Annotated in this window: 25 protein-coding genes; 9 read left to right on the top strand and 16 right to left on the bottom strand. The window is 68.9% G+C overall.

Features of this window, described 5'->3' with window-relative positions; all coding sequences use genetic code 11:
- Positions 1-30 precede the first annotated feature (30 nt).
- Positions 31-1,497, bottom strand: coding sequence for a tetratricopeptide repeat protein (locus tag GQE99_RS21845; protein WP_161350683.1), 1,467 nt, complete (start codon positions 1,495-1,497; stop codon positions 31-33).
- Between the two features lie 160 nt (positions 1,498-1,657).
- Between GQE99_RS21845 and GQE99_RS06015 the strand changes: the two genes are divergently transcribed.
- Together GQE99_RS06015 and GQE99_RS06010 are read left to right on the top strand one after the other, a co-directional pair.
- Positions 1,658-2,884, top strand: coding sequence for a UbiA family prenyltransferase (locus GQE99_RS06015; protein ID WP_161350682.1), 1,227 nt, complete (start codon positions 1,658-1,660; stop codon positions 2,882-2,884).
- A 203-nt stretch (positions 2,885-3,087) separates the two neighbouring features.
- Positions 3,088-4,668, top strand: a complete 1,581-nt coding sequence (locus GQE99_RS06010; RefSeq protein ID WP_161350681.1) for a hypothetical protein — start codon at positions 3,088-3,090, stop codon at positions 4,666-4,668.
- Between the two features lie 73 nt (positions 4,669-4,741).
- On the opposite strand, the gene GQE99_RS06005 is transcribed toward GQE99_RS06010, so the two are convergent.
- Positions 4,742-5,683, bottom strand: coding sequence for an SUMF1/EgtB/PvdO family nonheme iron enzyme (locus GQE99_RS06005; RefSeq protein ID WP_328794063.1), 942 nt, complete (start codon positions 5,681-5,683; stop codon positions 4,742-4,744).
- Between the two features lie 46 nt (positions 5,684-5,729).
- On the bottom strand, positions 5,730-7,478 hold the full coding sequence (locus GQE99_RS06000) for a hypothetical protein (RefSeq protein ID WP_161350679.1): 1,749 nt from the start codon (positions 7,476-7,478) through the stop codon (positions 5,730-5,732).
- Between the two features lie 298 nt (positions 7,479-7,776).
- Between GQE99_RS06000 and GQE99_RS05995 the strand changes: the two genes are divergently transcribed.
- Positions 7,777-8,352 carry a YdeI/OmpD-associated family protein gene (locus tag GQE99_RS05995; RefSeq protein WP_161350678.1) on the top strand — a complete coding sequence of 192 codons (576 nt, stop codon included), beginning with the start codon at positions 7,777-7,779 and terminating at the stop codon, positions 8,350-8,352.
- A 6-nt stretch (positions 8,353-8,358) separates the two neighbouring features.
- Here GQE99_RS05995 and GQE99_RS05990 read toward each other — a convergent pair whose 3' ends face one another.
- From GQE99_RS05990 to GQE99_RS05970, 5 genes are all read right to left on the bottom strand, one after another.
- Positions 8,359-8,997, bottom strand: a complete 639-nt coding sequence (locus GQE99_RS05990; protein WP_161350677.1) for an inner membrane-spanning protein YciB — start codon at positions 8,995-8,997, stop codon at positions 8,359-8,361.
- A gap of 42 nt (positions 8,998-9,039) precedes the next feature.
- Complete coding sequence (locus tag GQE99_RS05985) at positions 9,040-9,942, bottom strand: DMT family transporter (RefSeq protein WP_161350676.1); 903 nt, start codon at positions 9,940-9,942, stop codon at positions 9,040-9,042.
- Between the two features lie 9 nt (positions 9,943-9,951).
- Positions 9,952-10,494 carry a hypothetical protein gene (locus GQE99_RS05980; RefSeq protein WP_161350675.1) on the bottom strand — a complete coding sequence of 181 codons (543 nt, stop codon included), beginning with the start codon at positions 10,492-10,494 and terminating at the stop codon, positions 9,952-9,954.
- Positions 10,495-10,736: 242 nt separating this feature from the next.
- Entirely contained in the window at positions 10,737-12,095 is a 1,359-nt protein-coding gene (ftsY, locus tag GQE99_RS05975; RefSeq protein ID WP_161350674.1) for a signal recognition particle-docking protein FtsY, read from the bottom strand.
- 53 nt (positions 12,096-12,148) lie between these two features.
- Positions 12,149-12,775, bottom strand: coding sequence for a lysoplasmalogenase (locus tag GQE99_RS05970; protein ID WP_161350673.1), 627 nt, complete (start codon positions 12,773-12,775; stop codon positions 12,149-12,151).
- Between the two features lie 115 nt (positions 12,776-12,890).
- On the opposite strand from GQE99_RS05970, the gene GQE99_RS05965 reads away from it, so the two are divergent.
- Both GQE99_RS05965 and GQE99_RS05960 read left to right on the top strand, forming a co-directional pair.
- The gene (locus tag GQE99_RS05965; protein ID WP_161350672.1) at positions 12,891-13,922 is read left to right on the top strand and encodes an alkane 1-monooxygenase; all 1,032 of its coding nucleotides are present in this window, start codon (positions 12,891-12,893) and stop codon (positions 13,920-13,922) included.
- Positions 13,919-14,311: a hypothetical protein gene (locus GQE99_RS05960; RefSeq protein WP_161350671.1), complete on the top strand. Its 393-nt coding sequence runs from the start codon at positions 13,919-13,921 to the stop codon at positions 14,309-14,311. Before GQE99_RS05965 ends, GQE99_RS05960 begins: the two co-directional genes overlap by 4 nt.
- A 125-nt stretch (positions 14,312-14,436) precedes the next feature.
- Here GQE99_RS05960 and xseA read toward each other — a convergent pair whose 3' ends face one another.
- Complete coding sequence (gene xseA / locus GQE99_RS05955; RefSeq protein WP_161350670.1) at positions 14,437-15,996, bottom strand: exodeoxyribonuclease VII large subunit; 1,560 nt, start codon at positions 15,994-15,996, stop codon at positions 14,437-14,439.
- Positions 15,997-16,033: 37 nt separating this feature from the next.
- On the bottom strand, positions 16,034-16,594 hold the full coding sequence (locus GQE99_RS05950) for a type 1 glutamine amidotransferase domain-containing protein (protein WP_161350669.1): 561 nt from the start codon (positions 16,592-16,594) through the stop codon (positions 16,034-16,036).
- Between the two features lie 153 nt (positions 16,595-16,747).
- On the opposite strand from GQE99_RS05950, the gene purD reads away from it, so the two are divergent.
- Both purD and GQE99_RS05940 read left to right on the top strand, forming a co-directional pair.
- Positions 16,748-18,010 carry a phosphoribosylamine--glycine ligase gene (gene purD / locus GQE99_RS05945; RefSeq protein ID WP_161350819.1) on the top strand — a complete coding sequence of 421 codons (1,263 nt, stop codon included), beginning with the start codon at positions 16,748-16,750 and terminating at the stop codon, positions 18,008-18,010.
- A complete protein-coding gene (locus GQE99_RS05940; protein WP_161350668.1) occupies positions 18,010-18,597 on the top strand; it encodes a hypothetical protein in 588 nt (195 codons plus the stop codon). The genes purD and GQE99_RS05940 overlap by 1 nt, the downstream gene beginning before the upstream one ends.
- Before the next feature lie 61 nt (positions 18,598-18,658).
- On the opposite strand, the gene GQE99_RS05935 is transcribed toward GQE99_RS05940, so the two are convergent.
- Together GQE99_RS05935 and GQE99_RS05930 are read right to left on the bottom strand one after the other, a co-directional pair.
- Positions 18,659-19,378 (bottom strand): FG-GAP repeat domain-containing protein, encoded by a 720-nt coding sequence (locus GQE99_RS05935; protein ID WP_161350667.1) that lies wholly within the window; start codon positions 19,376-19,378, stop codon positions 18,659-18,661.
- The gene (locus tag GQE99_RS05930) at positions 19,378-19,701 is read right to left on the bottom strand and encodes a 2Fe-2S iron-sulfur cluster-binding protein (RefSeq protein WP_161350666.1); all 324 of its coding nucleotides are present in this window, start codon (positions 19,699-19,701) and stop codon (positions 19,378-19,380) included. The genes GQE99_RS05935 and GQE99_RS05930 overlap by 1 nt, the downstream gene beginning before the upstream one ends.
- Before the next feature lie 107 nt (positions 19,702-19,808).
- On the opposite strand from GQE99_RS05930, the gene GQE99_RS05925 reads away from it, so the two are divergent.
- Both GQE99_RS05925 and GQE99_RS05920 read left to right on the top strand, forming a co-directional pair.
- The gene (locus GQE99_RS05925) at positions 19,809-20,201 is read left to right on the top strand and encodes an OB-fold nucleic acid binding domain-containing protein (protein WP_161350665.1); all 393 of its coding nucleotides are present in this window, start codon (positions 19,809-19,811) and stop codon (positions 20,199-20,201) included.
- A 62-nt stretch (positions 20,202-20,263) separates the two neighbouring features.
- Positions 20,264-20,809, top strand: a complete 546-nt coding sequence (locus tag GQE99_RS05920) for a peptidoglycan-binding domain-containing protein (RefSeq protein ID WP_161350664.1) — start codon at positions 20,264-20,266, stop codon at positions 20,807-20,809.
- A 2-nt stretch (positions 20,810-20,811) separates the two neighbouring features.
- On the opposite strand, the gene GQE99_RS05915 is transcribed toward GQE99_RS05920, so the two are convergent.
- The 4 genes from GQE99_RS05915 to ileS form a co-directional block, all read right to left on the bottom strand.
- Entirely contained in the window at positions 20,812-21,219 is a 408-nt protein-coding gene (locus GQE99_RS05915; RefSeq protein WP_161350663.1) for a hypothetical protein, read from the bottom strand.
- A gap of 80 nt (positions 21,220-21,299) precedes the next feature.
- A complete protein-coding gene (locus tag GQE99_RS05910; protein ID WP_161350662.1) occupies positions 21,300-22,172 on the bottom strand; it encodes a 50S ribosomal protein L11 methyltransferase in 873 nt (290 codons plus the stop codon).
- A gap of 71 nt (positions 22,173-22,243) precedes the next feature.
- Entirely contained in the window at positions 22,244-22,696 is a 453-nt protein-coding gene (locus tag GQE99_RS05905) for a methylated-DNA--[protein]-cysteine S-methyltransferase (RefSeq protein WP_161350661.1), read from the bottom strand.
- Positions 22,693-25,683: an isoleucine--tRNA ligase gene (gene ileS, locus GQE99_RS05900; RefSeq protein WP_161350660.1), complete on the bottom strand. Its 2,991-nt coding sequence runs from the start codon at positions 25,681-25,683 to the stop codon at positions 22,693-22,695. Before ileS ends, GQE99_RS05905 begins: the two co-directional genes overlap by 4 nt.
- Between the last annotated feature and the right edge of the window lie 22 nt (positions 25,684-25,705).

Genomic DNA, 25,705 nt, shown 5'->3' with positions numbered 1-25,705 from the left:
GCCCCCTTTTTCATGCCCGGCCGGTACCCGTCAGCCGTCGGCCAGGCCACGCGCCGCCGCGGCGGTTCCCGGCCCCACGATGGCGTCGAGCGCGCCGCGGTAGAGGCCCCGCTCCTGCAGGATCTTCTGGAACTCGAGCGCCGTGTCACGGTCCCATTCCCCCGCCGCGCCGCGCCGCAGGTCGGCGAAGCTCAGCTCACCGGTTTCCAGCGCACGCACGTAGAGCCCTGCCGCGACGGCCGGATCGTAGTCCACGCCGCGCCCGGTCTCGTAGAACACGCCCATGCGCGCGATCGCCGGGGCATGGCCGGTGCGCGACACCATGCGCGTGAGCCGCACCTGTTCCTCGGGGTTGTCGGGCAGGCCCGACGACGGGTCGGCGTAGAGGTTCGACAGCTCCAGCGCCGCCGACAGGTTCCCGTTGTCGGCCGCGCGGGTGTAGTAGGTCACCGCCTTGGCCGCATCGGGGATGCCCAGGTCCTCGCTCGCCCGGCCGGGGATTCCGTCCCCGTTCAGGTAGGTCTGCGCGAGGCGATACTGCGCGAAGTGATAGCCTTGCTCGGCCGCCCGGGTCATGAGCTCCACCATCCGCTCCGGATCGCGGGGCACGCCGCGCGCCACCTGGTAGAGAAGCGCGAGCGTGGTCATCCCGGCCGCGTCTTCGAGCTCGACCGCCGCGCGGTAGTGGTCGACGGCGCGGGCGATGTCCTGACCCTCGGGGCCGACGCCGAAGAGGAAGTAGTCGCCCAGCCGCGTCTCGGCGGCACCGAGCCCGGCCTCGGCCGCGCGGGTGAGCAGGTCGAAGGTCGCCTGCGCATCGCCGCGTGCGCGCGCGATGGTGGCGGCATGGAAAAGCACTTCCGGGTCGGCTTTCTCGGCCGTCGCCGCCTCGGTGCAGGCCTCGGCCGCGCGCGTGAGCGTACGCCGCTGCGTGTCCGCATCGACCGCGGCGGCGGGCACACCGGCGTTCGCGGGTCCGGCAATGTCGAGGCATTCTTCGGCGGCAAGCTCGAGCGGGTCGGGTGCCGGTTCGGCAGCGGCGGTCTCCTCGGCCGCTTCCACGTCCGGCGAGGGTTCCTCTTGCCCGACCTCCGGGGCCGGGTCCTCGGCCTGTGCCACGACAACGGGCTGGTCCGTCCCGGCCTCCGCCGCATCGGCCCCCGTTTCGGCGGCCATGTCTTCCCCGCCGCCCGATGAAATGACCTCGCCGCCTGCGGCGGTCTCTTCGGGCGCCTCGACCTCCGCCTGCGCCGTGACCACGTCCTGGCGTTCGAACACGTCGCCCTTGGCCTGAAGCGGCTTGATCGCCCGCGCGACACCCAGCGGATCCTCACCCTCGGCATGGCCGTCGGGCTTGCGAGCAACCGTGCCAAGCGGACTCCGCGCCTCGGCGGGCGCCTGTGCCGTGTCGGTCATCGGATCGGCCCCGCCCCCCGCGTCCTGGCCGAAAGCGGCGACGGGAAACATCAATGCAGCGACGAGGCCAATCCCTTTCACGGCATACTTCCTTTTTAACCAATTCAGGAAATTGCTAGCGTGACCGTGACCGCGAGTCTACAGCGCCGGGCTTCGCGCAGCGCCCCACTTTTGTGCAGTTGTGTCAACAGGCCCGGGCGGGGCAGTGTGGCCCCGATAACCGCAAGACCGCCGGATTCCCGTGAACCAGACACGTCCCGCAAACGCCGACACCCTGACCGTCGACCTCGACCGGGACCTGCTCCACGGCAACCTTGCGGCCGAGCTTTTCTGGTGGAACCTGTCGCGCGACCTGCGCAGCCTGCGCGACCCGCGCCGCCGCCGGGTGCCGAACCCGGCCCGGTTTCCATTCGACCCCGAGGTGGTGGCGGCCTGCAAGGCGGCCCGGGCGGCGGGCAAGCGCACCGTGCTCACATACGGCGACCACCCCGAGCTCGGCGCGGCCGTCATACGGCACCTGGGCTGTTTCGACGCGACCGAAGCGGGCACTGCGCGCCCCGCCGACCTCCCGGCCACACGGTCCCAAGGTGGCCCGCGCGAGATCCTGCGCCAGATGCGCCCACATCAATGGGTGAAGAACGTGCTGGTGTTCCTGCCGGTCTTCGCCGCCCACGCCTTCACGCCCCTGACGATCCTCCAGGCGCTGCTCGCGTTTCTCGCTTTCGGGCTCGTCGCCTCGTCGGTCTACACGCTGAACGACCTGTCGGACCTCGACGCGGACCGGCGCCACCGCACCAAGCGCAATCGCCCCTTCGCGTCGGGCCGCCTGCCGGTACGCTACGGCGGCCCCATGATGGCCACGCTGCTCATCGCGGGTTTCGCCGTGGGCGCGCTCGCCACCCCGGCGCTGGTCGCCGTGCTCGCGCTCTACTTCATCCTGACCACCGCCTACTCGATGGCCCTCAAGGGGATGCTCGCGGTCGACATCATCGTGCTCGCGATGCTCTACACGATGCGGATCGTGGCCGGGGCGGCGGCGACGGGGATCGTGCCCTCGGTCTGGCTCCTGTCCTTCTCGATCTTCCTCTTCCTGTCGCTCGCCGCGGTGAAGCGCTTGGCGGAGCTCGTCGAGCTCGACAGCCGCGGCGGGGCGAAGGCGGCCGCCGGGCGCGCCTACACGGTCGAGGATCGGCCGATCATCGCGATGCTCGCCACCGCGGCCGGCTACATCGCGGTATTGGTGCTGGCGCTCTACCTCGACACGCCGGAGGTGCGCGCGCTCTACGACGAACCGGCGGCGCTCTGGGGGGTGGGGCTCGTCCTGCTTCTGTGGATCACCCGGATCGTGCTCCTGGCCCACCGCGGGCTGGTCAACGAGGACCCGGTGGTCTTCGCCCTCACCGACCGGGCGAGCCGAATCGGGCTGGTGGCCTGCGCCGTGCTCTTCGCCGTCGCGGCGCTCGCCTGAGCCCGAAAAGGCGCGTCGGACCGCCCCAAACCCGGGCTCGAAGGCCGATTCTGGTGGAGGATTGCCGAATCCCGCGAAATCTGCGGCAGATTCCCGCCCATCGGCCAGAATCCTCCCACAAGGACGAATGTGCCTTTATTGTCTTCTTAACGATGGGACAGTACGAGCGCGGCTGAATGATCCGACAGTCACGGGAAGAATTTATGATCGCGCACGAAAGTCTGCGTCTGAGACCGGCTTATGCTCTCGCCGCCGTTGGCGTGCTTGCCGGCCTCGTCGTCGCCGCCTGGGGCAGCCTGTTTGCCGTCCACGCGCTGTACCCGTCCTATGTCTCCGCCTTCACCACCCCGAAGGTCGAAGAAACCGCAGCGGCCCCGGCCGAGGCCGACATGGACCTGGCCGCGCGCACGGAGTTGGTGCTGAGCGGTCTCAAGCTCGACGAAGGCGCCGCGCCCGCGGCCCCCGAACCCGTTGGGCCCGAACTCGCCGCGCTGCCCGCGCCGGAGCCTGCACCGCTGCCCACGGAGGAGACCGCCCCGGCCGAGCCGGAACGCCCCGAGGTCCAGAACGTCGCCGAAGCCCCGGTCGAAGAGACGGCGGAGGCCCCGACGCCGCAGGCCCTCGCCCGGCTGAGCGAAGAGGATCTTGCCACCCGCGCCGCCGCGGCGCTGTTCTTCGGCGCACCGGAAGAGGTGGCGGAAGCTCCCGAGGCCGAGCTCGTCTCGCCCACCACGCTGGCCGCCGCACAATCGCTGCGTCCCCGGCCGCGCCCGGAGGATGTGGAGCCGATGCCGGCGCCGAAAACGATCGAGCTCGCCGTGGCCGAAGCGGTCGACACCGACACGCCCGTGGCCTCGACGCTGGCCGTCGAAACCTCGCCCCGTCCGCGCGGGCTGCCCCGTGCGCTGCGCGCGGCCTTCACGCCGCGCCGCAACGCTGCCCCCGCGCCGCAACAGAACGCCGAGCCTGCCCCGCAGGCGCAATCGACGCCGATGATCGCGGGCCGCGGCTGTGGCCGCAACCACGCGCGCGACATGCCCAACCGGCCCGCCAGCGCGCCGGGGGGCACCACGTTCATCTCGTCGCTGGGCAACGGCAGCGGCGGGTCGCGCGACAACGCGATCATCAACGAGCTGGCGCGTGGCAACATGCCCGGTTTCCTCAAGGACCTTCAGCCGGTGGTCATCCGTGGCCAGGACGCACGCGGGGCCGACACGGAAATCGTCATCTGCGTGACGCCCGACTACCTCGCGCTCGGCTCCGACAGCGACTTCGTGCGCGTGCCTCTGGGCCTGCCCGCCGCCGCGTCCATCGCCAAGCGCTTCGGCATGACGCTGCCCACCTCGCGCATGGTCGACGCGATCTATGCCCAGGCGAACGTGAAGCTGAGCCCCAAGCCGATGCAGGCCGGGCCGCAGATGTCCTCGACCAACTACTTCCTGCGCCACAACGCCACGATCGAGGGGCAGCGGCAGGGACGTCGGGGCCTGATCTCGGGCCACAAGAAGGACGTGGTCATCGCGAGCCGCATGGCCTCGAACCCCGGCCGGGTGGCGATCTACGGCTGGCACCGGTCGCGCGGGAACCCGATCCAGCCGGTCTCGACCGTGCACGGGGCGAGCTATGCCGACTACAGCCACGGCATCCGGCTGGTGAGCAAGACCGCCTACCTCAACGGTCGGGCGGTGTCGCTGGACGAACTGCTGTCGTCGCGCCGCTACGCCTACCTGCTCAACAGCGACGGGCCGCTGCCGGGCCAGGTGATCCGCATCGCCTCGCGCTGAGCCCGCTCACGCCCGCGAACGACAAAGGCCGCGCCATCGGGCGCGGCCTTTTCCGTTCACCGGTCCTCCCGCGTCAGCGCACGTCGCGGAAGCAGCGGAAGCCGAGGTGATAGTTGCGGTGGCTCGCCGTCGACATGACCCGCGAGCCGTGCCAGTAGGGCGCGCGCCAACGCGCCCATTCCTCGTGCGCGCGGATCTTGTCCCAGATGAACCAGCTGCCCTTCATCTCGGTCACACCCAGGGTGGTCGAGCCGCGGCTCGCCATCTGGCTCGGCGCCATCGGCAGGTTCATGTGCTCGGCCGCGTTGCCTTCAAGGTCATAGACGCCAAGCCCGGACCGACAGTTGGGGAAAGCGCCGACCGGGTAGGTGTTGGACCCGCAGCCGCTCCAGCTTCCGCCGTTGCAGCCGGGCGACTTGGACGAGTTCTGCGCACAGATGCCCCGGCGCCATTGCGGGCCATAGGTCCAGGTCTTCTGCTGTCCCCACTTGGCATTGTGGGCCGCGCGCATCGCGCCGTGAGACCCCAGGTCGAAGCGGTAGTCGGGCTCGAGCAGCGCGCCGGCCGCCGCCCCCTCCCATTCATGGGCATCGCCCATCCGCTTGCCCTCGGCCGCGCAGACCAGCGCCGCCTCGCGCGCCGAGATCCAGGTCACCGGGTAGGCCATCGGGACGTTGGGATATTCGAACATGTCGACGCAGACCTCGGCGTCCTCCGGCCGTTCGGTCGCCGGGTCGTAGAGCGGGGCCATGTACTTGCGCCCGCAGATGCGTTCGAAGCGGGCGTTGCGGTAGTACTGGTAGGGATCGCCGGGCACTTTCGCGGCGGCCTGCTGGGGCGTCATCGGGTGGCGCGTCACCGCCGGGTTGCCCTGCCCGGCCATGCCGGAAGCGTTGAAGATCTCGCGGATGCGGGCGATCTGCGAGGCCGTCACCCCGCGCTTTTCCTGCATCAGCCGGAACATCGCCTCGTTGTTCTCGGCCAGCGTGGCGGCGGCCCCGGGCCCTCCCGACACCAATGCCAAGCAAACCCCCAAAGCCGCAATCGCCTTCCGCATGTCGCTATTCCTTTCTGAGAAGGTAGAAAAAGTCCCTGTTGTCCGAAAATCCGACGAACCGGGGGATGCGCCCGTCATCGCTCCACGGATCGCTTTCCGCCATGTAGCTCGACAGGTGCATCGGCTCGAGCCCGTCGCCGTCCTGGTTCTGGCGGTAGACGGCCATGTAGGTGAGCTCGGGCGAGTTCATGTCGAGCAGCATGGCGTAGTCGCAATCATAGGCCTGGAAGACCCGCGCCATCGCCGAGGGCGTGACGGACGAGAAATAGGCGTACATCAGGAACTGCCGCCCATCGATCTCGCGCAGGCAGGCGCCGGACCGCAGGGTCCGCAACTGGGCATCCGCCGAACCCGACCAGTTGCCGCCACCCCAGGAATTGACCCGGTTCCCCGGCACGCTCTGCCCGGTCTCGGGATCGCGCCGCACCACGGCCACGCCGTTCTGTCGGGCATAGCGCAGGTCGGGCACCATCGCGTTGTCGGCCTCGGTCCAGGTCTTCATCCCGATCTCGCCGTCGACCGTGACATAGAGCGTGGCGAGGTTCTCGATCAGGCTGGAAAAGGTCACGCCGTTCGAGATGAAGCCGTAGTGGTGCCCCTTGTTGAACGTCGCGTAATCCGAGAACCGGTAGGCCCCGTGATCGCGCTTGAAGCCGCCCGCGAAGGCCGCGACCGCGCGGCTCGTCAGCGACGGGGACAGCATTCCGTTGCGCACCAGCGGATCGGCCCGGCTGATCCCGTCGGGGCCCGCGAGGTTCCAGTCCTGCCCGGAGCGCTGCGGGCGCGACGACCAGCCCAGCCCGGGGTGATCGGTGCCCAGCTCGTAGCCCAGCTCGAACTGGCCCAGGTCGAAGGCCACGAGGTAGACGTCCGCGTTCTGCTCGACCCCGTCCAGCCAGTTGGCCCCGTTGCGTTCGCTCAGGATCTCGTTGGCGATATAGGCGGGCTTGAGCGCGCTGGCGAAGACGCCTTCGGCCCCGTCCACGGCATACCAAGCGCCCGCCTCCATGCCGCCCTCGGCCCCGATGACCTCGATCGACATGTTGGGCCGCATGATCGGCCGGCGGTCGAGCCTGGCCACGCCCAGCGCGGCAACCGCATCGCCCGCGTCGCCCTGCTCCACGGTAGCGGCGTCTTCGAGAAAGGCATCCTCGAAGAAGGTTCCCTTGATCAGGTTCACCAGCTTGTCGCCAAACACGACGTTCTGGCGCAGGAAGTCCGACACCGCCTCGCGGTTGGTGCGGCTGCCGGCGACGCGGTTGCGAAGGTAGATCTTCTGACCGCAGACCGGCGCATAGGGCAGACCGCTCTGCGCCGCCGCGCCCAGTTCCGACGGCGCCCCGTCCCAGGGTTGGCAGACCTCCTGCCCGCCGTTGCCCGCGATCACGAGCCCGGGCGTCTCACCCCCCTCGAGCGCGAGCGACCAGGTGTCCGCGTCCGCGTTCTCCAGGTGAAAACGCTGCGTGCCCTGCCCCGGGCGCGTCACCTCGAGCAGGTACCAGCGGTTCACCTCGGGGTGGAGCGACGTCAGGCGGATCGTGCCGCCCTCGGGCGTGGCCACTTCGGCCGCGGCGCGCATCGGGGCCAGCTCCATCACCGATGAGACGGCATACTGGTTGTAGGTTTCCCATTGCGCGGCCAGCGTCTCGGCGCTCGCCTCCGGTTCGACCTGGGCCATCGCCACGGGGGCCAGCCCCCCGGCGATCGCGCTGATCGCCACGCCCCTCACCCAACGGGACACCTTCTGCGTCATCTTCAACTCCAATCGCGCGTCACTTCTGAAATGCATTTCGTCAAAAAAGGCGGCCCCACACGGGCACCCGGCGTCGCATTGCTGATCGAAACGGCCATCCCAAGCTCCGACTCCCCCGCGATCCACGGCCCCCCGTGAATCGGCCCAACAAGAATCATTTTACGGCTCGCGGGCCGTGCGCCAAGCCTCGGCCCATCACTTTCGCGTCGCGCGGACATTCCCGTCGGCGCTGTGGCGCGGGCGCAATGGACCGGGCGCGCCCGTGGAGCTATCTTTCGAAGCAGAGGAGGACCGACCGATGACCCAGGCGCTCGACCGACAGTTCGACACGGCCGAATCGTGGCGCGAGACCGGGCTCGCCCTGCGCGCGGTGCTCGGGCGCACGCCGCTCGTGGAGACCCGGAAATGGGGCAAGCCCTGCTACACCCACGCGGGCCACAACATCGCGATCCTGCAGCGGATGAACGATTTCCTGGCGCTGATGTTCTTCAAGGGGACGTTGCTCGACGACCCCGACGGTCTGCTCGAAGCGCAGGGGCCCAACAGCCGCGCGGCCAAGCGCCTGTGCTTCACCAGCGTCGCCCAGGTGCAGGCGCGCGAGGCCCAGGTCCAGGCGCTCGTCGCCCAGGCCATCGCCGTGGACAAGGCCGGGCTCGGCGTCCCTGCGCCCGATACGCCGGACTGGGCGCCCGAACTGCGCGACCGGTTCCGCGATGACCCGGCGTTCGAGGCCGCCTTCTTCGCGCTCACGCCGGGGCGCCAGCGCGCCTACAACCTGCATGTCTCGGGAGCAAAGCAATCGGCCACGCGCATCGCGCGGATCGACCGGCACGCGGACAGGATCCTTGCCGGAAAAGGGCTGAACGACCGCTAGCGCGGATCATTCCGCCTCGTCGTCACCGATCCCGTATTTCTGGAACACCCGCGACTGGGCCATGAAGAACCCGAAGATCGCCAGCGGCAGACCGAAGGTCTTGAAGTTGACCCAGACGTCGGTGGACATCGTGCGCCAGACCGCCTCGTTCGCGAGCGCCAGACCGGCGAAGAACAGGGCCAGGCGCCGGGTGACGATCATCCAGCCTTCGTGCTCCATCGGCACGGAATGGTCCATCACCACCTTGATGTAGCTCTGGCCGCGCAAGAGCCCGAAGGCCAGCACCGCGAAGAAGAAGACGTAGAGGATGGTCGGCTTCATCTTGATGAAGCGCTCGTCGTTCAGCCAGATCGAGATCCCGCCCATCACGGCGACCAGCACCACGGTCGCGATCTGGATCGCCGAGATCGTGCCGGTGACGCGCCAAAGAATGAAGGTGCAGATCGCCTGGAGCGGGATGAAGCCCGCCGTGACGGCGAGGAACCCGTCGTATTCGCGGCCGCTCACGGTGAAGCTCATGTCGCGCACGATCATGTAGCCGACGAAGAACGCGATGATCGGTCCGTATTCCAGCGCCGCACGCAGCCAGGGATTGACCTTCTTGCCGTCGGTCCCGGCCGCCTTGGTGTCCGTCACTTCGCTCATGGGTCGCCTACGTCCTGACATGGTTTCCTGATCACGCCCTATTTAACCTCCCATCTCGACGATTACAGCCCCTGCGGCAATCAATGCCATGAGCGTGACCCGGCGGGGCCCCGTGCTTTCCTTGAGCACGAGCCAGCCGATGAGGGCGGCGAAAACGGTCGAGGTTTCGCGCAGCACCGCCGCTTCGCCCACGTCATCGAGCCGCGTGGCCAGCATGATCGACCCGAACGAGAAATAGGCGACGAGCCCGCCGGTCAGCCCGCGCAGGGCCAGCGGGCCGGGCGCGGGCGGCTCGGCCATGTGCGCGTAGCGCCAGGCCCCGTAGAGCGCGAAGGCGATGCCGTCGAGCATGAAGAACCAGGCGAGGAAGGTGAAGGGATTCGGCGTCGCGCGGATGCCGTAGGCGTCGATCGTGGTGTAGAGCGCGACGAAAAGCCCGGTCACCACCGCCATCGCCAGCGCGGGCTTGAGGTTGTGGCGGTCCACCTGCCAATGCTTGAGGTTGTAGAGCGCGAGGCCATAGATCGCCGCCACCAGAAGGCCCACCCCCACCCATTGCAGGGCCGTGAAATGCTCGCCGAAGAGGATCCCGGCCCCGATCACCGTGAAGAGCGGACCGGTCCCGCGCACCACCGGGTAGACGACCGTGTAACTCCCCAGCGTGTAGGTCACGCCCTGGGCCACCTTGTAGAGGATGTGGATGACAATGATCAGCGCGAAAAGCGGGATCAGCGACGGGTCCGGCCAGGGCACGACGAACAGCGCGAAGGGCGCGGCAAGCAGGCCATAGGTCGCGTCGATCGCGCCGCGCGACAGCCACGGGTCATGCCGTCCCTTCTGCAAGGCGCCGAAAAGGGCGTGCAGGAAGGCGGCCAGCACCGCGAGCGCCAGCGCGGCGCTATGCCCGGCCTCGGTCCCCTCGAGGCCGCGAATCCATTCGCTCATTCCGGCTGGTTACAGCGAGACCCGGCGGGGTGCACGCGGTATTCCCACCCGGCGCGGCCCGCCTTCGCGTTCGCCGATACGCGCGGCCACCGCCGGGTCGACGGGAATGTCCAGCGTCCCGATCGGCGTTGGCGCGGCCGCCCGGTCCTCGGCCCGGTTCACCCGACGCCGCTCGATGAAGGCGGTGATCTCCAGCGGCTCGCGCCAGGCGTCCTCGATGGCATCCACCCCGATCAGGTCGTGCGCCGCGTCCGCCAGCATCCGCCAGGTCAGGCGACGCATGAACTCGTCCGTGCGAAACGGGCCGAGAAGTCCCGCCTCCGCGACACGCACCGTGTCCCCGGCCTGAATCAGCGCCGCGGCCCCGACAACCTCCCAGTTGGCGAAGAGCACCGCCCGCGCCAGCACGTCCGCCATGACCGAATACCCCGGCTGGCCATCCTCCGGATAGGGATCCGAGATGGCGAGCCGGCGCGATTCCGCCACGAAGGACATCGCGGTCCGCGTGCCCTTGAGAAGGAGCACGGGGTCTGTGGTCTTGCGTCGATGCATGCGGTTGAGAAGTCCCCTTGCGTCAACCAAAGGGCCCTGCCCGGGACCCGTCTCTCATCTAACGGGTGAATACGGTAATTTTTTGACCCCTGGTGGCAACCCTACCCCCTTCTTCGTTTCGAAAATACCTTCGGGGGAGGTTTGGAGGGGGCAGACAGCCCCCTCCATCGCACATGAGACAGGTTCGCAGGGCAGGCCCCGCAACAGGTCGCCCCGGCGCCGGCAGGGCGCGAAAACCCGCCTCAAAGGCCGGTCAGGGCCTTGGCGAAATCCTCGGGATCGAAGGGCGCGAGGTCCTCGATCTGCTCGCCCACGCCGATGGCGTGGATCGGCAGGCCGAACTTGTCGGCCAGCGCCACCAGCACGCCGCCCTTGGCGGTGCCGTCGAGCTTGGTCATCACCAGCCCGGACACGTCGGCGAGCTTCTGGAACGTCTCGACCTGGCTCAGTGCGTTCTGCCCGGTGGTCGCGTCCAGGACGAGCACGGTGTTGTGCGGCGCGCTCTCGTCGAGCTTTTTCAGAACCCGCACGATCTTGGCGAGCTCGGCCATGAGGTCCTGCCGGTTCTGAAGCCGCCCGGCGGTGTCGATCATCAGCAGGTCCGCGCCCTCGTCCTGCGCCTTCTTCAGCGCGTCGTAGGCCAGGCTCGCCGGGTCCGACCCCTCGGGCGCGGTCAGCACCGGCACCCCGGCGCGATCGCCCCAGACCTGGAGCTGCTCGACGGCCGCGGCGCGGAACGTATCGCCCGCGGCAATCACCACCGACTTGCCGGCCGCGCGGAACTGCGAAGCGAGCTTGCCGATCGTCGTGGTCTTGCCGGCGCCGTTCACGCCGACCACCAGCACCACCTGCGGGCGCTTGGGATAGATCGGGAGCGGCTTGGCCACGGGTTCCATCACCCGGGCGATTTCCGTGGCGAGGATCTCCTTGATCTCCGCCACCGACACCTTCCGCCCGAGCCGTCCCTCGGCGATGTTGGCCGACACGCGCAGCGCGGTATCCACCCCCATGTCCGAGGCGATCATAAGCTCCTCGAGGCTTTCCAGCATGTCGTCGTCGAGCACCCGGCGCGTCACCGTGGTCTTCGCACCGCCCCGGCCCAGGAGCCGGCCGATGAACCCGGGCCGCTCGCTGGTCTCGCCGCCGCCGTCATCGGGGTCCGGCAGGTCGATCTCCATCGGGACCGGGTCGGGCGTCGGATCATTCGGCTGGGGCGCCTCGGACGGTGCGCCGCCCGGGATCTCGTCCGGCGCCTGCGGCACTTCCTCCGGCCCCGGTTCGGGCACCTGCGGTGCATCCGGGACCGGCTCGCTCTCCGGCGTGGGCACCTCGGTGGGCGGGGTGTCGGGCGTCGGCTCCTCGCCCGGTGTCACGGGATCGGGCTGCGGCACGTTCTCGGGCTCGGGCGCGGGGTCGGGGTCCGGCTCGGCATCCGGGCCCGGCGTCTGCGGACGCTCCGGTTCCGGCTCGGGCCGAGGTTCCGGCTCCGCTGCGGTGACCTCCTCGGCCTCTCCGCCCTCGTCGACGATCGCCTCGAGCCCCTCTTCGAGCTTCGAGGAGGATTTCGTCAGCCGATCCTTGAGTTTTCTGAAAAACGACATGGCGCCTCCGGTCTTCGTTTCCACCTAATCGCCTTTGGCGCGATATGGAAGCCTCAGGCCGACAGGATCATCGCCTGCCCGGCGATGTAGAAGATCCAGACCGACCACCCGACCCGCCCCAGGAGCGGATTGTCGGGGTCCATCCGGAAAAGCTGGTAGGCCAAAAGCGTGTCGGAGGCGATGAAGAACGCGGCCCCCAGGACGGCCGTGCCCACCGGCAGGGTGAGCGCGGCCAGCCCCATGAGCGTGATCAGCACGATATAGACGCGCACGGGCCATTTCAGCCCGGCCGTGTAGGGCACGAGCCAGAGCTCGGCCAACCCGGCGAAGGCGACAAGGAACACGGCGAGCGGCGCGTTGAGCGTGAAGGCGGCTAAGAGCGGCACGCCCGACAGCGCCAGGAAATGCACGACATACGCCAGATGCGCGAGCGCGAAGGCACCGAGGCCCGACAGGAACGCGGCCTGCCCGCTGCGCGACAGGGCGAAATCGCCCAGCGCGGACAGAAGCAGCCCGGCGATCAGGAAGGCACCCCCGCCCGCGTGGTAGGCGGCATAGGCGAAGAACAGGAGCGGCAGCATCTTCACCACCGAGCGCGGCCCGTTGGGCGCGTCCTCGGACATCGGCAGATAGATCAGGGCGGCCAGGATTCCGGCCCAGGCCAGCACGGGTGCGATCATGTCTCCTCCTCGACCCCGGTGAGCATGACCGGGTCACCGGCTGGGTCAAGCCTTCGCGAGGGCGCGCGGTGTCCCGCCCCTTCCCGCGCGGCCCCGTGCGTCCTAATGTGGAAGAATGACCCACCCCGTGCGTGCCTATGCGACAGCCACCCTGACCCCGGTCGTCCTGATCGCGGCGGGGGCGCTCCTGGGCGGCGCATGGATCTGGGCCGCACTCCTCTACATGACGCTTTTCACCTTCGCGATGGACCAGCTCGTCCGCGCGCTCGACCCGCCCGCGGACCCGACGCGCGAACTGCCGGCCGCCGACGGGCTTTCGGCCCTGCTCGCGATTGCCCACTTCGCGCTTCTGGGTCTCGTCATCCGGGCGCTTGCGACCGGCGGGCTCGCTCCCGCCCCCACGCTGGGGCTCTTCGTCGCCGCCGGGCTCTTCTTCGGCCAGGTCTCGAACGCCAACGCGCACGAACTCATCCACCGCACCCGCCGCCCGCTCTTCGAGCTGGGCAGATGGGTCTACATCTCGCTTCTCTTCGGCCACCATGCTTCGGCGCACACCAAGGTGCACCACCGCTGGGCCGCCTCGCGCGAGGATCCCAATTCGGCGCGCGAGAACGAAAGCTTCTACCGCTTCGCGCGCCGCGCCTGGTGGGGCAGTTTCGTGAAAGGATACAGGGCCGAGCGCGCCGACCTCGCCCGCGCGGGCCGGCGGGGACCGACACCCTATCTGACCTATTGCGCGGGGGGCGCGGCCTGCCTCGCCGCGTCGACGCTCGCCTTCGGCCGGGCGGGGCTTGCCGTGCACCTGGCGCTCGCAGGTTACGCCACGCTCCAGCTTCTTCTGTCGGATTACGTCCAGCACTACGGCCTGACCCGCGCCACGCGCCCGGACGGCCGGCTGGAGCCGGTGGGACCGCAGCACAGCTGGAACGCGGGCCACTGGTTCTCGCGTCACCTGATGCTGAACGCGCCGCGCCATTCCGACCACCACGCCCACCCGGGCCGCCGCTATCCGGCGCTCGCGCACCACGAAGGCGCGCCGACCCTGCCCTCGTCGCTCCCGGCGATGGCCGCGCTGGCGCTCTTTCCCAAACACTGGCGCCGGGTGATGAAACCGGCGCTCGCCAACTGGAAAGGCCGCACCCCATGATCCGCGCCCTGGCCCTCGCCCTGGTCCTGCCCGTCGCCGCACAGGCGCAGGATCGGCTGACCGCCGAGGAATTCGAGGCCTACGTGACCGGCAAGACGCTGATCTACGGCTTCGAGGGGCAGAGCTACGGCGGCGAGGATTACCTCGAGAACCGCCGCGTGCGCTGGTCCTTCCTCGACGGGCGCTGCAAGTCGGGCCACTGGTACCCGTCGGACGGCAACATCTGCTTCGTCTACGAGGACAACCCGGAACCACAATGCTGGTCCTTCTACCTGCGCGGCTCCACGCTCGTGGCCCAGTTCGAGAACAACCCGGAGTACGAAGAGCTCTACGAGACCGGCGAAGCCGAGGGGCCGCTCCAGTGCCTCGGGCCCGAAGTCGGGGTCTGACCCCTTCTTCGTTTTCCAAGTACCTCAGGGGAGTTTGAGGGGACTGGTCCCCTCATCACCGCGTGGCCCGCAGGGGCCACGCAAGACCTGCGCGCGCCGCGGGCGCGCACATTTTTCCGACATTTTCAGAAGAGCGAGCCCTGTTCCGGCGGCTCGTCCTTGGACTTCTTCGATGTCGATGCCGGTTTGCCCGCGCCCGCGCCGACCCCGATCCGGCCGTCCGCGAATTCGATCTCGAGGGCAGCGGCCTTCGCGGCGGCGGCCTTCGAGGTCACCACCTCGCCATCGCCGCGCACCACCGCGTAGCCGCGCTTCAATGTCTCGGTGTAGCCCAGCGTCTGGCGCATCCGGTCGAGGGCGGACAGCCGGTCGCGCCATCCCTCGATCTGTCCCTGTCCGGCCCGCGACAACCGGGCGGACAGCGCCTCGAGCTCGCGCTGCCCGCGCCGGCGCGCCTCCTCGATCCGGCCGGGGTCGAGCCTGAGGACGATGCGCCCAAGGTCGCGCTTGCCCGCCTCGGTGGGGCGTTCCAGCGCGCGGCCCAGCCGGTCGCCGCGTTCGGCCACCCGGTCGCGCAGCACCGCCACGCGATTGCTCAGAAGCCCCGGGCGCAGCCCGCCGGAGGCGCGGTTCAGCCGCACCTCTTCGCGGCGCACGTTCGCGATGAGCGCGGCGGGCAGGCGCTGGTCGGCCCAGTCAAGCTTCTGGCGCGGGCCCTCGATCAGCGCCTCGGGCCGCGGCAGCGCACGCGACATGTCGGTCAGGCGCTGCCCCCGCCAGGTCAGCCCCTGGTTCAGGGCGCCGGTCAGCCGCGCCTCCTGCTCGGCCGCCCAGGCCAACAGGTCGCGGCGCACCGGCACCGCCATTTCCGCGGCGGCCGACGGTGTGGGCGCGCGCCGGTCGGCGGCGTGGTCGATCAGCGTGGTGTCCGTCTCGTGCCCCACGGCGGAAATCAGCGGGATGTCCGAGGCCGCGGCAGCGCGCACGACGCTTTCCTCGTTGAAGCCCCACAGGTCCTCGACCGACCCGCCACCGCGCGCGACGATGATCAGGTCCGGGCGCGGCAATGCCCCGCCGGGGCTGAGCGCGTTGAACCCCTCGATCGCGCGGGTGACCTCGGGCGCACAGCGCTCGCCCTGCACGGCCACCGGCCAGATCAGCACCTTGCGCGGAAACCGGTCGCGCAGGCGGTGCAGGATATCGCGGATCACCGCCCCGGAGGGCGAGGTGACGACCCCGATGATCTCGGGCAGGAACGGCAGCGGCCGCTTGCGTTCGGCGGCGAAAAGCCCCTCGGCCGCCAGCGCAGCCTTGCGTTTCTCGAGCATCGCCATCAGCGCGCCCATGCCGGCGGGCGCGATGTCCTCGATCACGATCTGGTATTTCGATTGCCCGGGGAATGTCGTGAGCCGCCCCGTCGCCACCACTTCGAGCCCTTCCTCGGGCTGGGTGGCCAGCCGGCTCGCCACCCCCTTCCAGATGACACCGGAGAGGACAGCGCGGTCGTCCTTGAGGTCGAGGTAGACATGGCCCGAGCGCGGCCGCGACACGCGCCCGATCTCGGCGCGCACGCGGACGTGGCCGAACTCGCCCTCGATCATGCGTTTCACCGCCCCGGAGATTTCCGAGACGGTGAATTCCGGCGCGTTGCTGCCGGGGGTCGGGTCTTCGATCAGGTCGGACATGGCCGGACCATGCCCGATCCGCAAACCGAAGGAAAGATCAGGCGGCCTGCCGGTGATGCGTCCCTTCGTTCACCTCTTCCACGATCTTGTCGCAGAACGCGTCGAGGTCGCCGGGGTTGCGCGAGGTCACGATCCCGTTGTCGGCCACCACGGGGCTGTCTTCCCAGTGACCGCCCGCGTTCGTGACGTCGGTGCGGATCGACTTGAAAGAGGTCATGTGACGCCCCTTGGCGATCCCCGCCTCGATCAGAAGCCACGGCGCGTGGCAGACGGCGGCGATGGTCTTGCCGCCCGCGAAACAGGCGCGGATGAAGGCCAGCGCCTCGGTGTTGAGCCGCAGGAGATCCGGGTTGATCTGCCCGCCCGGAAGCACCAGCGCGTCGTAATCGGCCGCTTTCGCCTCGTCGAGCGCCAGGTCGACGTTCACGCCGCGGCCCCAGTCCTTCTGGTCCCAGCCGGTGATCTCGCCGGCCTCCGGCGCTATGACGTGGACCTCGGCCCCCGCGGCCTTGAGCTTCTCGAGCGGCACTTCCAGCTCGGATTGCTCGAACCCGTGGGTGGCGAGAATGGCGATCTTCTTTCCGTCGAGATTGGACATGCTGTGCTCCTTTTGCTTGTCGGGCGACCAACGGGCCGTGGCGCCCTTGAGTTCCGCCCCGGCGCACACGCCGGCAACACGCCGCCGTGCGCGGCTTGCCCCTTGGGCAGCACGCCGCTATTTGACCGCGTGAACAGCGAAAGGACGAACGCCGTGAACATCCTCATCCTCGGCGGTGGTGGCCGCGAACATGCGCTGGCCTGGGCCGTCATGCAGAACCCGAAATGCGACAAGCTGATCGTTGCGCCGGGCAATGCCGGGATCGCCCAGATCGCGGAATGTGCGACCTTGGACATCGAGGATGGCGAACGGGTCGTCGACTTCTGCAACGTCAACGCGATCACCTTCGTGATCATCGGGCCCGAGGCCCCGTTGGCCGCCGGCGTCACCGACGCGCTGGAGGCCGCGAACATCCTGGTCTTCGGCCCCTCGAAGGCCGCCGCCGAGCTCGAAGCCTCCAAGAGTTTCACCAAGGAGATCTGCGACGCGGCCGAGGCGCCCACCGCCGCCTACGCCCGCTTCACCGAAGCCGGGCCTGCAAGGGACTACATCCGCGAACAGGGCGCCCCCATCGTGGTCAAGGCCGACGGGCTGGCCGCCGGCAAGGGCGTGATCGTCGCGATGGACGAGGCCGAGGCGCTCGCCGCCATCGACGACATGTTCGGCGGCGAATTCGGCGCGGCCGGGGCCGAGGTGGTGATCGAGGAGTTCATGGAGGGCGAAGAAGGCTCGCTCTTCGTCCTCTCGGACGGCGAGACGCTGCTTCCCATCGGCACCGCGCAGGACCACAAACGCGTGGGCGACGGCGACACCGGGCCCAACACGGGCGGCATGGGCGCCTACTCCCCCGCCCCCGTCCTGACCGACGCGGTCGTGCAGAAGGCGATGGACGAGATCATCGCGCCCACCATGCGCGTCATGGCCGAACGCGGCACGCCCTACCGCGGCGTGCTCTACGCGGGCCTCATGATCAAGGACGGCCAGCCCCGGCTCGTGGAGTACAATGTCCGCTTCGGCGACCCGGAATGCCAGGTGCTGATGATGCGGCTGGGCGCGCAGGCGCTCGACCTGATGCTGGCCTGCGCCGAGCGGCGCCTCGAAGGCCGGCGGGTGAACTGGGCCGACGACCACGCGATGACCGTGGTGATGGCGGCGAAAGGGTATCCGGGCGCCTACGAGAAGGGCTCGGTCATCTCCGGGCTCGACGACATCGAGGAAACCTCCAGGCAGATGGTGTTCCACGCCGGCACCCGCGAACGCGAGGGCAGGATCACCGCCGCCGGTGGTCGGGTGCTCAACGTCACCGCCCGGGGCGACAGCCTGCGCGAGGCGCGCGACCGCGCCTACGCGATGATCGAGCGGATCGACTGGCCCGAGGGTTTCAACCGAAGCGACATCGGCTGGCGCGCGCTCTGATGGCGCCGCGCCGGTTTTCCTGGACACCGGGCGCGCATGCCGGGGCCGAAACCCTTACGCTCGATGGCACCCGGCTGTCGGGCACCGACTGGACCCTCGACCTCGCCGAAATCAGCGACGCGGCCTTCGTGAACCGGGTGAGCAGGGGCAACCGGGTGGTCCGGCTCGAGCTGCATTCCGGCGAAGCGCGGCACTCGATCGGCTACGACGGCGCACGGCGCGGCTATGCCAACGATCCCGACGCCCGGACCCACCTCGCCGCCTGCGCGGCGATCCTGCGAGCGCTCGCGACCGCCCGGCCCGACCACAAGGTGGCGCTCGGCGTGGTGCGCGGCGGGCGCTGGGGGATGTTCCTCGTGGGCCTGGGCGCGCTTGTCGCAGGGCTCGTGCTCGCCGTCGCGGCTCTCGCCGCCGACCTCTCGGCCGAGCGGCTGGTGGGCGCCGCGATCCCCACCCTGTTCCTCCTGCTGCTGGGCGCGCTCATCACCTACGGCAACTGGCCCTGGCGCGCCCGACCCCGCGTCGCGCCCGGCGCGCTGGCCAACACGCTCGACGGGATGCTGGCCAGGAACGCGCCCGCCGCCTGACCTTCATCGTTCCGGAAATACTTCGGGGGCGCGGGGGCAGCGCCCCCGCGGCCGTGACCGTTCAGTCGCAGGCCAGGTGCGGGGCGAAGCTCTGCGGCCCGCGGAAGGGGGCAACGGGCGTGGCGACCAGCGCGCCGTCCCTCCAGACCGTCTCCATCACCTGCGTCCAGTCGGCGTTGGCAGTCAGAACGGCGGGCGGGCGTCCGGCGCAGTCGCGCACCCCGCCCTCGATATCGGGGGTGCCCAGTTGGTGATTGGAGAGCCCGCCGAGCGCGGCATAGGGGGTGAGCCGCGCGCCGTCGGCGCTCAGCTCCACCGTCACCAGCCGCAGGGTCCGCGCCAGGTGGGGGCGGTCGACATAGGCCACGTCGTCACGCCCGTCTCCGTCGAAATCGGCGATCCCGGCGATGGCGAGCCAGCGGTGGCGCTGGCCGATCGGCCGGGTCTGGCCCACGGGCCGGGCCCATTCGCCGTCGACGTCGAAAAGCTGGACCATCGCGCCGACCCGGAAGCCCGACAGGACCGCGACCACCTCGGGCGTGCCGTCGTCGTCGAAATCGTGCAGGCGCGGTGCGGTGTCCTCGAACACGGCGCCGTCGAAGCGGATGACGTTGTGGCTGCCGTCGTCGTAGTCGATGCGCAGCCCGGCGTATTCGCCGTCTTCGAGCGCGCCGTGGCCGTAAGCGTCGGTCGGCTCGACGTAGGAGGCTGCCGCGATCTCCTTGGCCTCGACCGCCACGGGGGCGGTGAGGGCGAGAAGAACCGCGGCGAGCCCGCGCATCAGATCTGCATCTTCGGCATCTGCACGACGAGCCCGTCGAGGGCGTCGGAGACCTGCAGCTGGCAGGTCAGGCGCGAGCGCGCCGGATCCGGCTCGTAGGCGAAGTCGAGCATGTCCTCTTCCATCGCCTCTTTCGGCGGCAGCTTGTCGACCCATTCCTGGGCCACGTAGACGTGGCAGGTCGAACAGGCGCAGGCGCCGCCGCAATCCGCCTCGATACCGGGGATGTCGTTGTCGCGCGCGCCTTCCATCACGGTCAGGCCGTTGGCCACCTCGACTTCGTGCTTGGTGCCGTTGTGCTCGATATAGGTGATCTTCGCCATCGGGGTCTCCGGATTCCTGTCGGCGATGTTCTAACTGGGGGGCCGGACAGGGTCCAGCCCGCTTTGACCCCGTTGCGCGGCACCGCATTTGTTCTTATTTTGTTCTCATGACTCATCCCGCGCCAGATTCCCTGCGCGCCGGCCCCCGGCCCTGGCCGCGCCCGCCCGCCGCGATCCTGCACCGCGACCTCGACCGCCCGCCGGAAGGGGCGCGGGTGACGGTGGCCGGGCTGGTGCTGGTACGCCAGCGGCCGGGCACCGCGAAGGGGGTGGTTTTCATCACGCTCGAGGACGAGACGGGGATTGCCAACGTGGTCGTCTGGCGCAATGTCTATGAACGCTTCCGCCGCGCGGTGGTGGCCGGCCGGGCGCTGCGCGTGACCGGGCGCCTCCAGCGCCAGAGCGGCGTGACCCACGTGGTCGCGGACCGGGTCGAGGACATCTCCTGGATGCTCGACAGCCTTGCGCAACCGCCCGCGCGCGGCGATGGGCAGGGCTAGCGCGATTCCACAAATCACGCTATTCTGCGCCAAAACCGTCCGCCAGAAGGACAACGAGCAGTATGTTTCGCATCTTCCATGCCCCGCCGGGTGCAGCCTTGCTGTGTCTCGCGCTGTCGGCCTGCACCCCCGCACCCACGGGGCAGGAGGTGACGCGCGCCGATTTCGGGGACGAGGAGATCATCACCGACTTCACCCTCGGTCCTCCCGGCGCCCGGCCCGGCGCCTGCTACGGCAAGGACGTGACCCCGGCCACCGTGGAACAGGTCACAGAGCACAAGCTGGTGAAGGAGGCCGAGATCGGCCCCGAGGGCAACATCATCGCGCCGGCGAAGTACGAAACCGTCACCGAGGCGCGCATCGTCGACGGGCGTGAGTCGATCTATTTCGAGACCCCGTGCCCGCCACGCTGGACCCCTGAGTTCATCGCCTCGATCCAGCGCGCCCTTTCGGCGCGCGGGCTCTACGACGGTCCGGCCTCCGGCACGCTCGATGCCGCCACCCGGCGCGCGATCCGGAGCTACCAGATCGACAACGGGCTCAACTCGGCGATCCTGTCGACCGAGAGCGCGCGCAAGCTGGGGCTGGTGGAAATCGACCTGTCCTGAATTCAGCGGTCGAGGTAGGTTTCCTGGTCCACGATCGTGTCCCGGTCGAGGAAGTTGAAGGCGTTGACCACCGGGTCGATCTTGTCGGCAATGAAGATCGTGACCGGGTCCGGGCGCAGGATCCAGGCGCCCATGCGCTCCACCACGCCGCCCTGTTCGAGCTCCGCGTGGTTCCTGATGTAGCCGATGGGACCGAGGTGGGCGAACAGCGTCGCCTTGAACAGAATGAAGGCCAGCGCGACGAGAAACAGGCCGCGCCACGGGAAGGCGCGCTTGGGGCGCACCTTCTGCACCGGCGTCAGGATGCCGTTGCGCTCTTCGAGGCGCACGTAGCCGCCGGAGAGGGTCTTGTGCTTGCGCTCGATGCCTTCAAGGCGGCGGTAGAACTCGTCTTGCTTCATATCCGCCATGGTGTCTGGCCTTCTATGAACTGATCTGTTCACATTAGTAGTGAAAAATCGGGCCTGAATGAGACCTGAACCGCTCGAAATTAGGCTAATTTTTCTACGACCAGCGTCGTCCAATCCCCAATTTCGTCACGCGCATCGAGCCGGAATCCGGCCGCCTCGTAGGCCGCGATGACCTCGGACGCCTGGGGGTTCAGGATGCCCGACAGGATCGCCCGCCCGCCCGGGGCGGTGACGCGGCCCATGTCGGGCGCGAGACCGATCAGCGGCCCCTTGAGGATATTGGCGAAAACCAGGTCGAAGGGCTGCCCCTGCTCCAGGTCGGGGTGGTCGAAACCGGCGGCCTCGACCACGTGGACCCGGTCCTCCAGACCGTTGGCGCGCACGTTGGCGCGGGCCACGTCCACGGCCACCGCATCGATGTCCGAGGCGATGACGGGATTGGGCCAGATCTTGGCAGCCGCCATCGCCAGCACGGCGGTGCCGCAGCCGATATCCGCCACATTCCGTGCCACAATCCCCGCCGTGGCGCAGCGATCCAGCGCCTTCAGGCAGCCCAATGTGGTGCCATGATGGCCGGTGCCGAAGGCCATCGACGCCTCGATCTTCAGCCCCACCCGGTCGGGGGGCAGGCGATCGGCATCGTGGCTGCCGTAGACGAAGAAGCGCCCGGCCTCGACCGGCTGCAGTTCGCGCTTCACGTGCGCGACCCAGTCGATCTCGGGCAGCTCGGAGATCACGAATTCGCGCGCCTCGTACATCGCCGACAGGAGGGCGAGCCCGGCACGGTCGGGTTCCTCGGTGAAATACCCGCCGACCTCCCAAAGGCCGCTGTCGTCCTCGAGCTCGAAGACCCCGACGCCGGTGGGTTCCGGGGTCAGGCTTTCCATCGCCTCGCCCAGCGCTTCGGCAGAGGTCTTGCCTTTCAATGTGGTCAGGGCGGTCCAGGTGGGCATGGGTGTCTCCTTGGCTGTGCCTCGCCCTAGCCCCGGGGCGTGCGGCGGTCAAGCCGCGCCACGCCCGCGGCTCAGATCAGAAGGCCGCCCGCCCCTTCGTGGCGAAGGAGCCAGACCTTGGTCTCCACCCCGCCCTCGCCCGAGTAGCCGCCCAGCGACGTGGCGCCCAGCACGCGATGGCAGGGAATGACCACGGGCACCGGGTTCGCGCCGCAGGCCTGTCCGACCGCCTGGGCCGGAACGCCCAGCCCGCGCGCGATCTCACCATAGGTGCGCGTCTCGCCGAAGGGGATCGCGGACATCGCGGCGCAGACCTCTTGCTGGAACGCTGAGCCAGAAACGCGAAGCGGCAGGTTGAACGCCTGCCGCTTGCCGTCGAAATACTCGGCCAGTTGCGCCCGCGCCCGGGCGAGAAGCGGGGTCTCTTCCCCGACCTTGCCGGCCTGCCAGGAGACCCGCGTGATCGCCCCGTCGGCTTCGCTCACAAAAAGCGGGCCAACCGGGCTCTCGACGCGGATGGTCACCCCAGCGCCGCGTCGCAGCGGTGGCAGACGCCTTCGTGCTTGTGGGTGCCCACGTCCGGCAGGATCTTCCAGCAGCGCTGGCACTTCTCGCCGTCGGCGGTTTCGAAGACCACCGCGACGCCCGAAACCTCGGGCAGGCGGTAGGCCTCGTTCGGCGCCGGGTCGGTCGTGACCGACACGTCCGAGGTGATGCAGATATCGGCGAAATCGACCGTGCCCAGCGCGTGAGCCAGGTCGGCGTCCTCGACATGCACCACCGGCGCAGCCTCGAGAGAGGCGCCGATGACCTTCTCGCGCCGCTGCACCTCGAGCGCGGCGGTCACCACGCGGCGCACCTTGCGGATGCCGGCCCACTTGTCGGCCAGCCCAGCATCCTTCCACGCCGCGGGCGTGCCGGGGATATCGACGAGGTGGACCGAGCTGTCGTCGCCCGGGAACCGCTCCAGCCAGACCTCTTCCATCGTGAAGACGAGGATCGGGGCCAGCCAGGTGACGAGCCGGTGGAACAGGATGTCGAGCACGGTGCGTGCCGCACGGCGTTCGAGCGAATCCGTGGCATCGCAGTAGAGCGCATCCTTGCGCACATCGAAGTAGAACGAGCTCAGCTCCACGGTCGCGAAGTTGAAGACCTGCTGGAACATGCCCTGGAAGTCGTACTCGGCGAATCCCCGGCGCACGACCTCGTCGAGCTCGGCCACCCGGTGCAGCACCCAGCGCTCCAGCTCCGGCATGTCGGCCGGATCGACCTTCTCGTCGTCCGAGAAGCCGGCGAGGTTGCCCAGCAGGAAGCGCATGGTGTTGCGCAGGCGGCGGTAGCTGTCGGCGGTGCCCTTCAGGATCTCGGGCCCGATCCGCTGGTCGTTCGTGTAATCCGACTGCGCCACCCAGAGGCGCAGGATATCCGCGCCGTATTGCTTGGTGACTTCCTCGGGCACGATGGTGTTGCCCAGCGACTTGGACATCTTCATGCCCTTCTCGTCGAGCGTGAAGCCGTGTGTCAGCACGCCCCGGTAGGGCGCGCGGCCCTTGGTGCCGCAGGCCTGCAGAAGCGACGAGTGGAACCAGCCGCGGTGCTGGTCGGTGCCTTCGAGGTAGAGGTCGGCGATGCCGTCCTTCGTCCCGTCCGGGCGGTCGCGCAGCACGAAGGCGTGGGTCGACCCGCTGTCGAACCACACGTCGAGCACGTCGAAGACCTGCTCGTAGTCGTCCGGGTTCACGATGCCGTCGAGCACGCGCGCTTTGAAGCCGTCCTCGTACCAGACATCCGCGCCGCGTTCTTCGAACGCCGCCACCACGCGCGCGTTCACCGTGTCGTCGCGCAGCAGGAAGTCCGGATCGGTCGGCAGCGCACCCTTCTTCGTGAAGCAGGTCAGCGGCACGCCCCAGGCGCGTTGGCGCGACAGCACCCAGTCGGGCCGCGCCTCGATCATGGAATAAAGCCGGTTGCGCCCGGTCCGGGGCGTCCATTTCACCAGCTTGTCGATCGAGGTCAGCGCGCGTTCGCGGATCGTGTCGCCGTATTCGCCCATCCCGTCGTCGAGCTTGCGGTCGACGGCCGCGAACCACTGCGAGGTGTTGCGGTAGATCACCGGCGCCTTGGAGCGCCAGCTGTGCGGGTAGCTGTGCTTGATCTTGCCGCGCGCCAGCAGTCCGCCGACCTCGACGAGCTTGTCGATGATCGTCTTGTTCGCGTTCCCCTCGCCGCCCTTGCGGCTGAGGATGTAGGTGCCCCCGAAGAACGGCAGATCCTCGCGGAAGCCGCCGTCGTCCATCACGTTGTAGGTGATGACCTGGTCGAGCATCCCGAGGTCCCGGTAGAGTTCGTATTCCTCCATCCCGTGGGAAGGCGCACAGTGGACGAAGCCGGTGCCTTCCTCGTCGGTGACGAAGTCGGCGGCGCGGAAGTCGCGCGGATCGTCCCATTCGCCCTTCGAGCCCTCGGCACCCGCCAGCGGGTGGGCGAGCGTCATCGCGGCCAGCTGGTGCGCGGTCACGTCGGAGACGCGCTTCCACTGCCCTTCCTCGAGCCGTGCCTTGGCGAAGGTCTGCGCGGCCAGCTTGTCGGCAAGGATGTAGCGCTCACCCTTGCTGGCCCAGCATTCCTCGGGCGTGTCGACGACTTCGTAGAGGCCGTAGTCGTAGTCCGCGCCGAAGACGACCGCCTTGTTGGAGGGGATCGTCCAGGGCGTGGTGGTCCAGATCACCACGTTGGCGCCCAGGAATTTCTCGCGCGTCTCCGCGATGGTCTGTGCCACGGCTTCGCGCATCTCCGGGGTCTCTTCCTCGGACATGCGGTCTTCGTCGGGCACGTTGAAATCGATCACCGGGAATTTCACCCAGATCGTGAAGCTTTCCTTGTCGTGGTACTCGACCTCGGCCTCGGCCAGCGCGGTCTTCTCGATCGGCGACCACATGACGGGCTTGGAGCCCTGGTAGAGCGTGCCGTTCATGAGGAACTTCATGAACTCTTCCGCGATCACCGCCTCGGCGTGGTAGTCCATCGTGAGGTAGGGGTCGGCCCAGTTGCCGGTCACGCCCAGCCGCTTGAACTCGTCGCGCTGGATGTCGATCCAGCCGTCGGCGAATTTGCGGCACTCCTGCCGGAAGTCGATGACCGGAACCTTGTCCTTGTCCATGCCCTTCTTGCGGTACTGCTCCTCGATCTTCCACTCGATCGGAAGACCGTGGCAATCCCAGCCCGGCACGTAGCGCGCGTCGTGGCCCAGCATCTGCTGGCTGCGCACGATCATGTCCTTGAGGATCTTGTTCAGCGCGTGGCCGATGTGCAGGTGGCCGTTCGCGTAGGGAGGGCCGTCGTGAAGCGTGAAGGGCGGACGCCCCTCTTTTTCGCGCAGGCGGTCGTAGACCCCGATCCTTTCCCAACGCTCGAGCCAGCCGGGCTCGCGCTTGGGCAGACCCGCGCGCATCGGGAAATCGGTTTCGGGGAGGTTCAGAGTATCTTTGTAGTCGGGCGTATCGGCGCACATGGCCTCAGGTCCTTCGAATTCG

Source organism: Maritimibacter harenae (genome assembly GCF_009882975.1).
GTDB lineage: Bacteria > Pseudomonadota > Alphaproteobacteria > Rhodobacterales > Rhodobacteraceae > Maritimibacter > Maritimibacter harenae.
The sequence above is the reverse complement of the archived record's forward strand: the minus strand, read 5'-3'. Positions and strand labels throughout refer to the sequence as shown.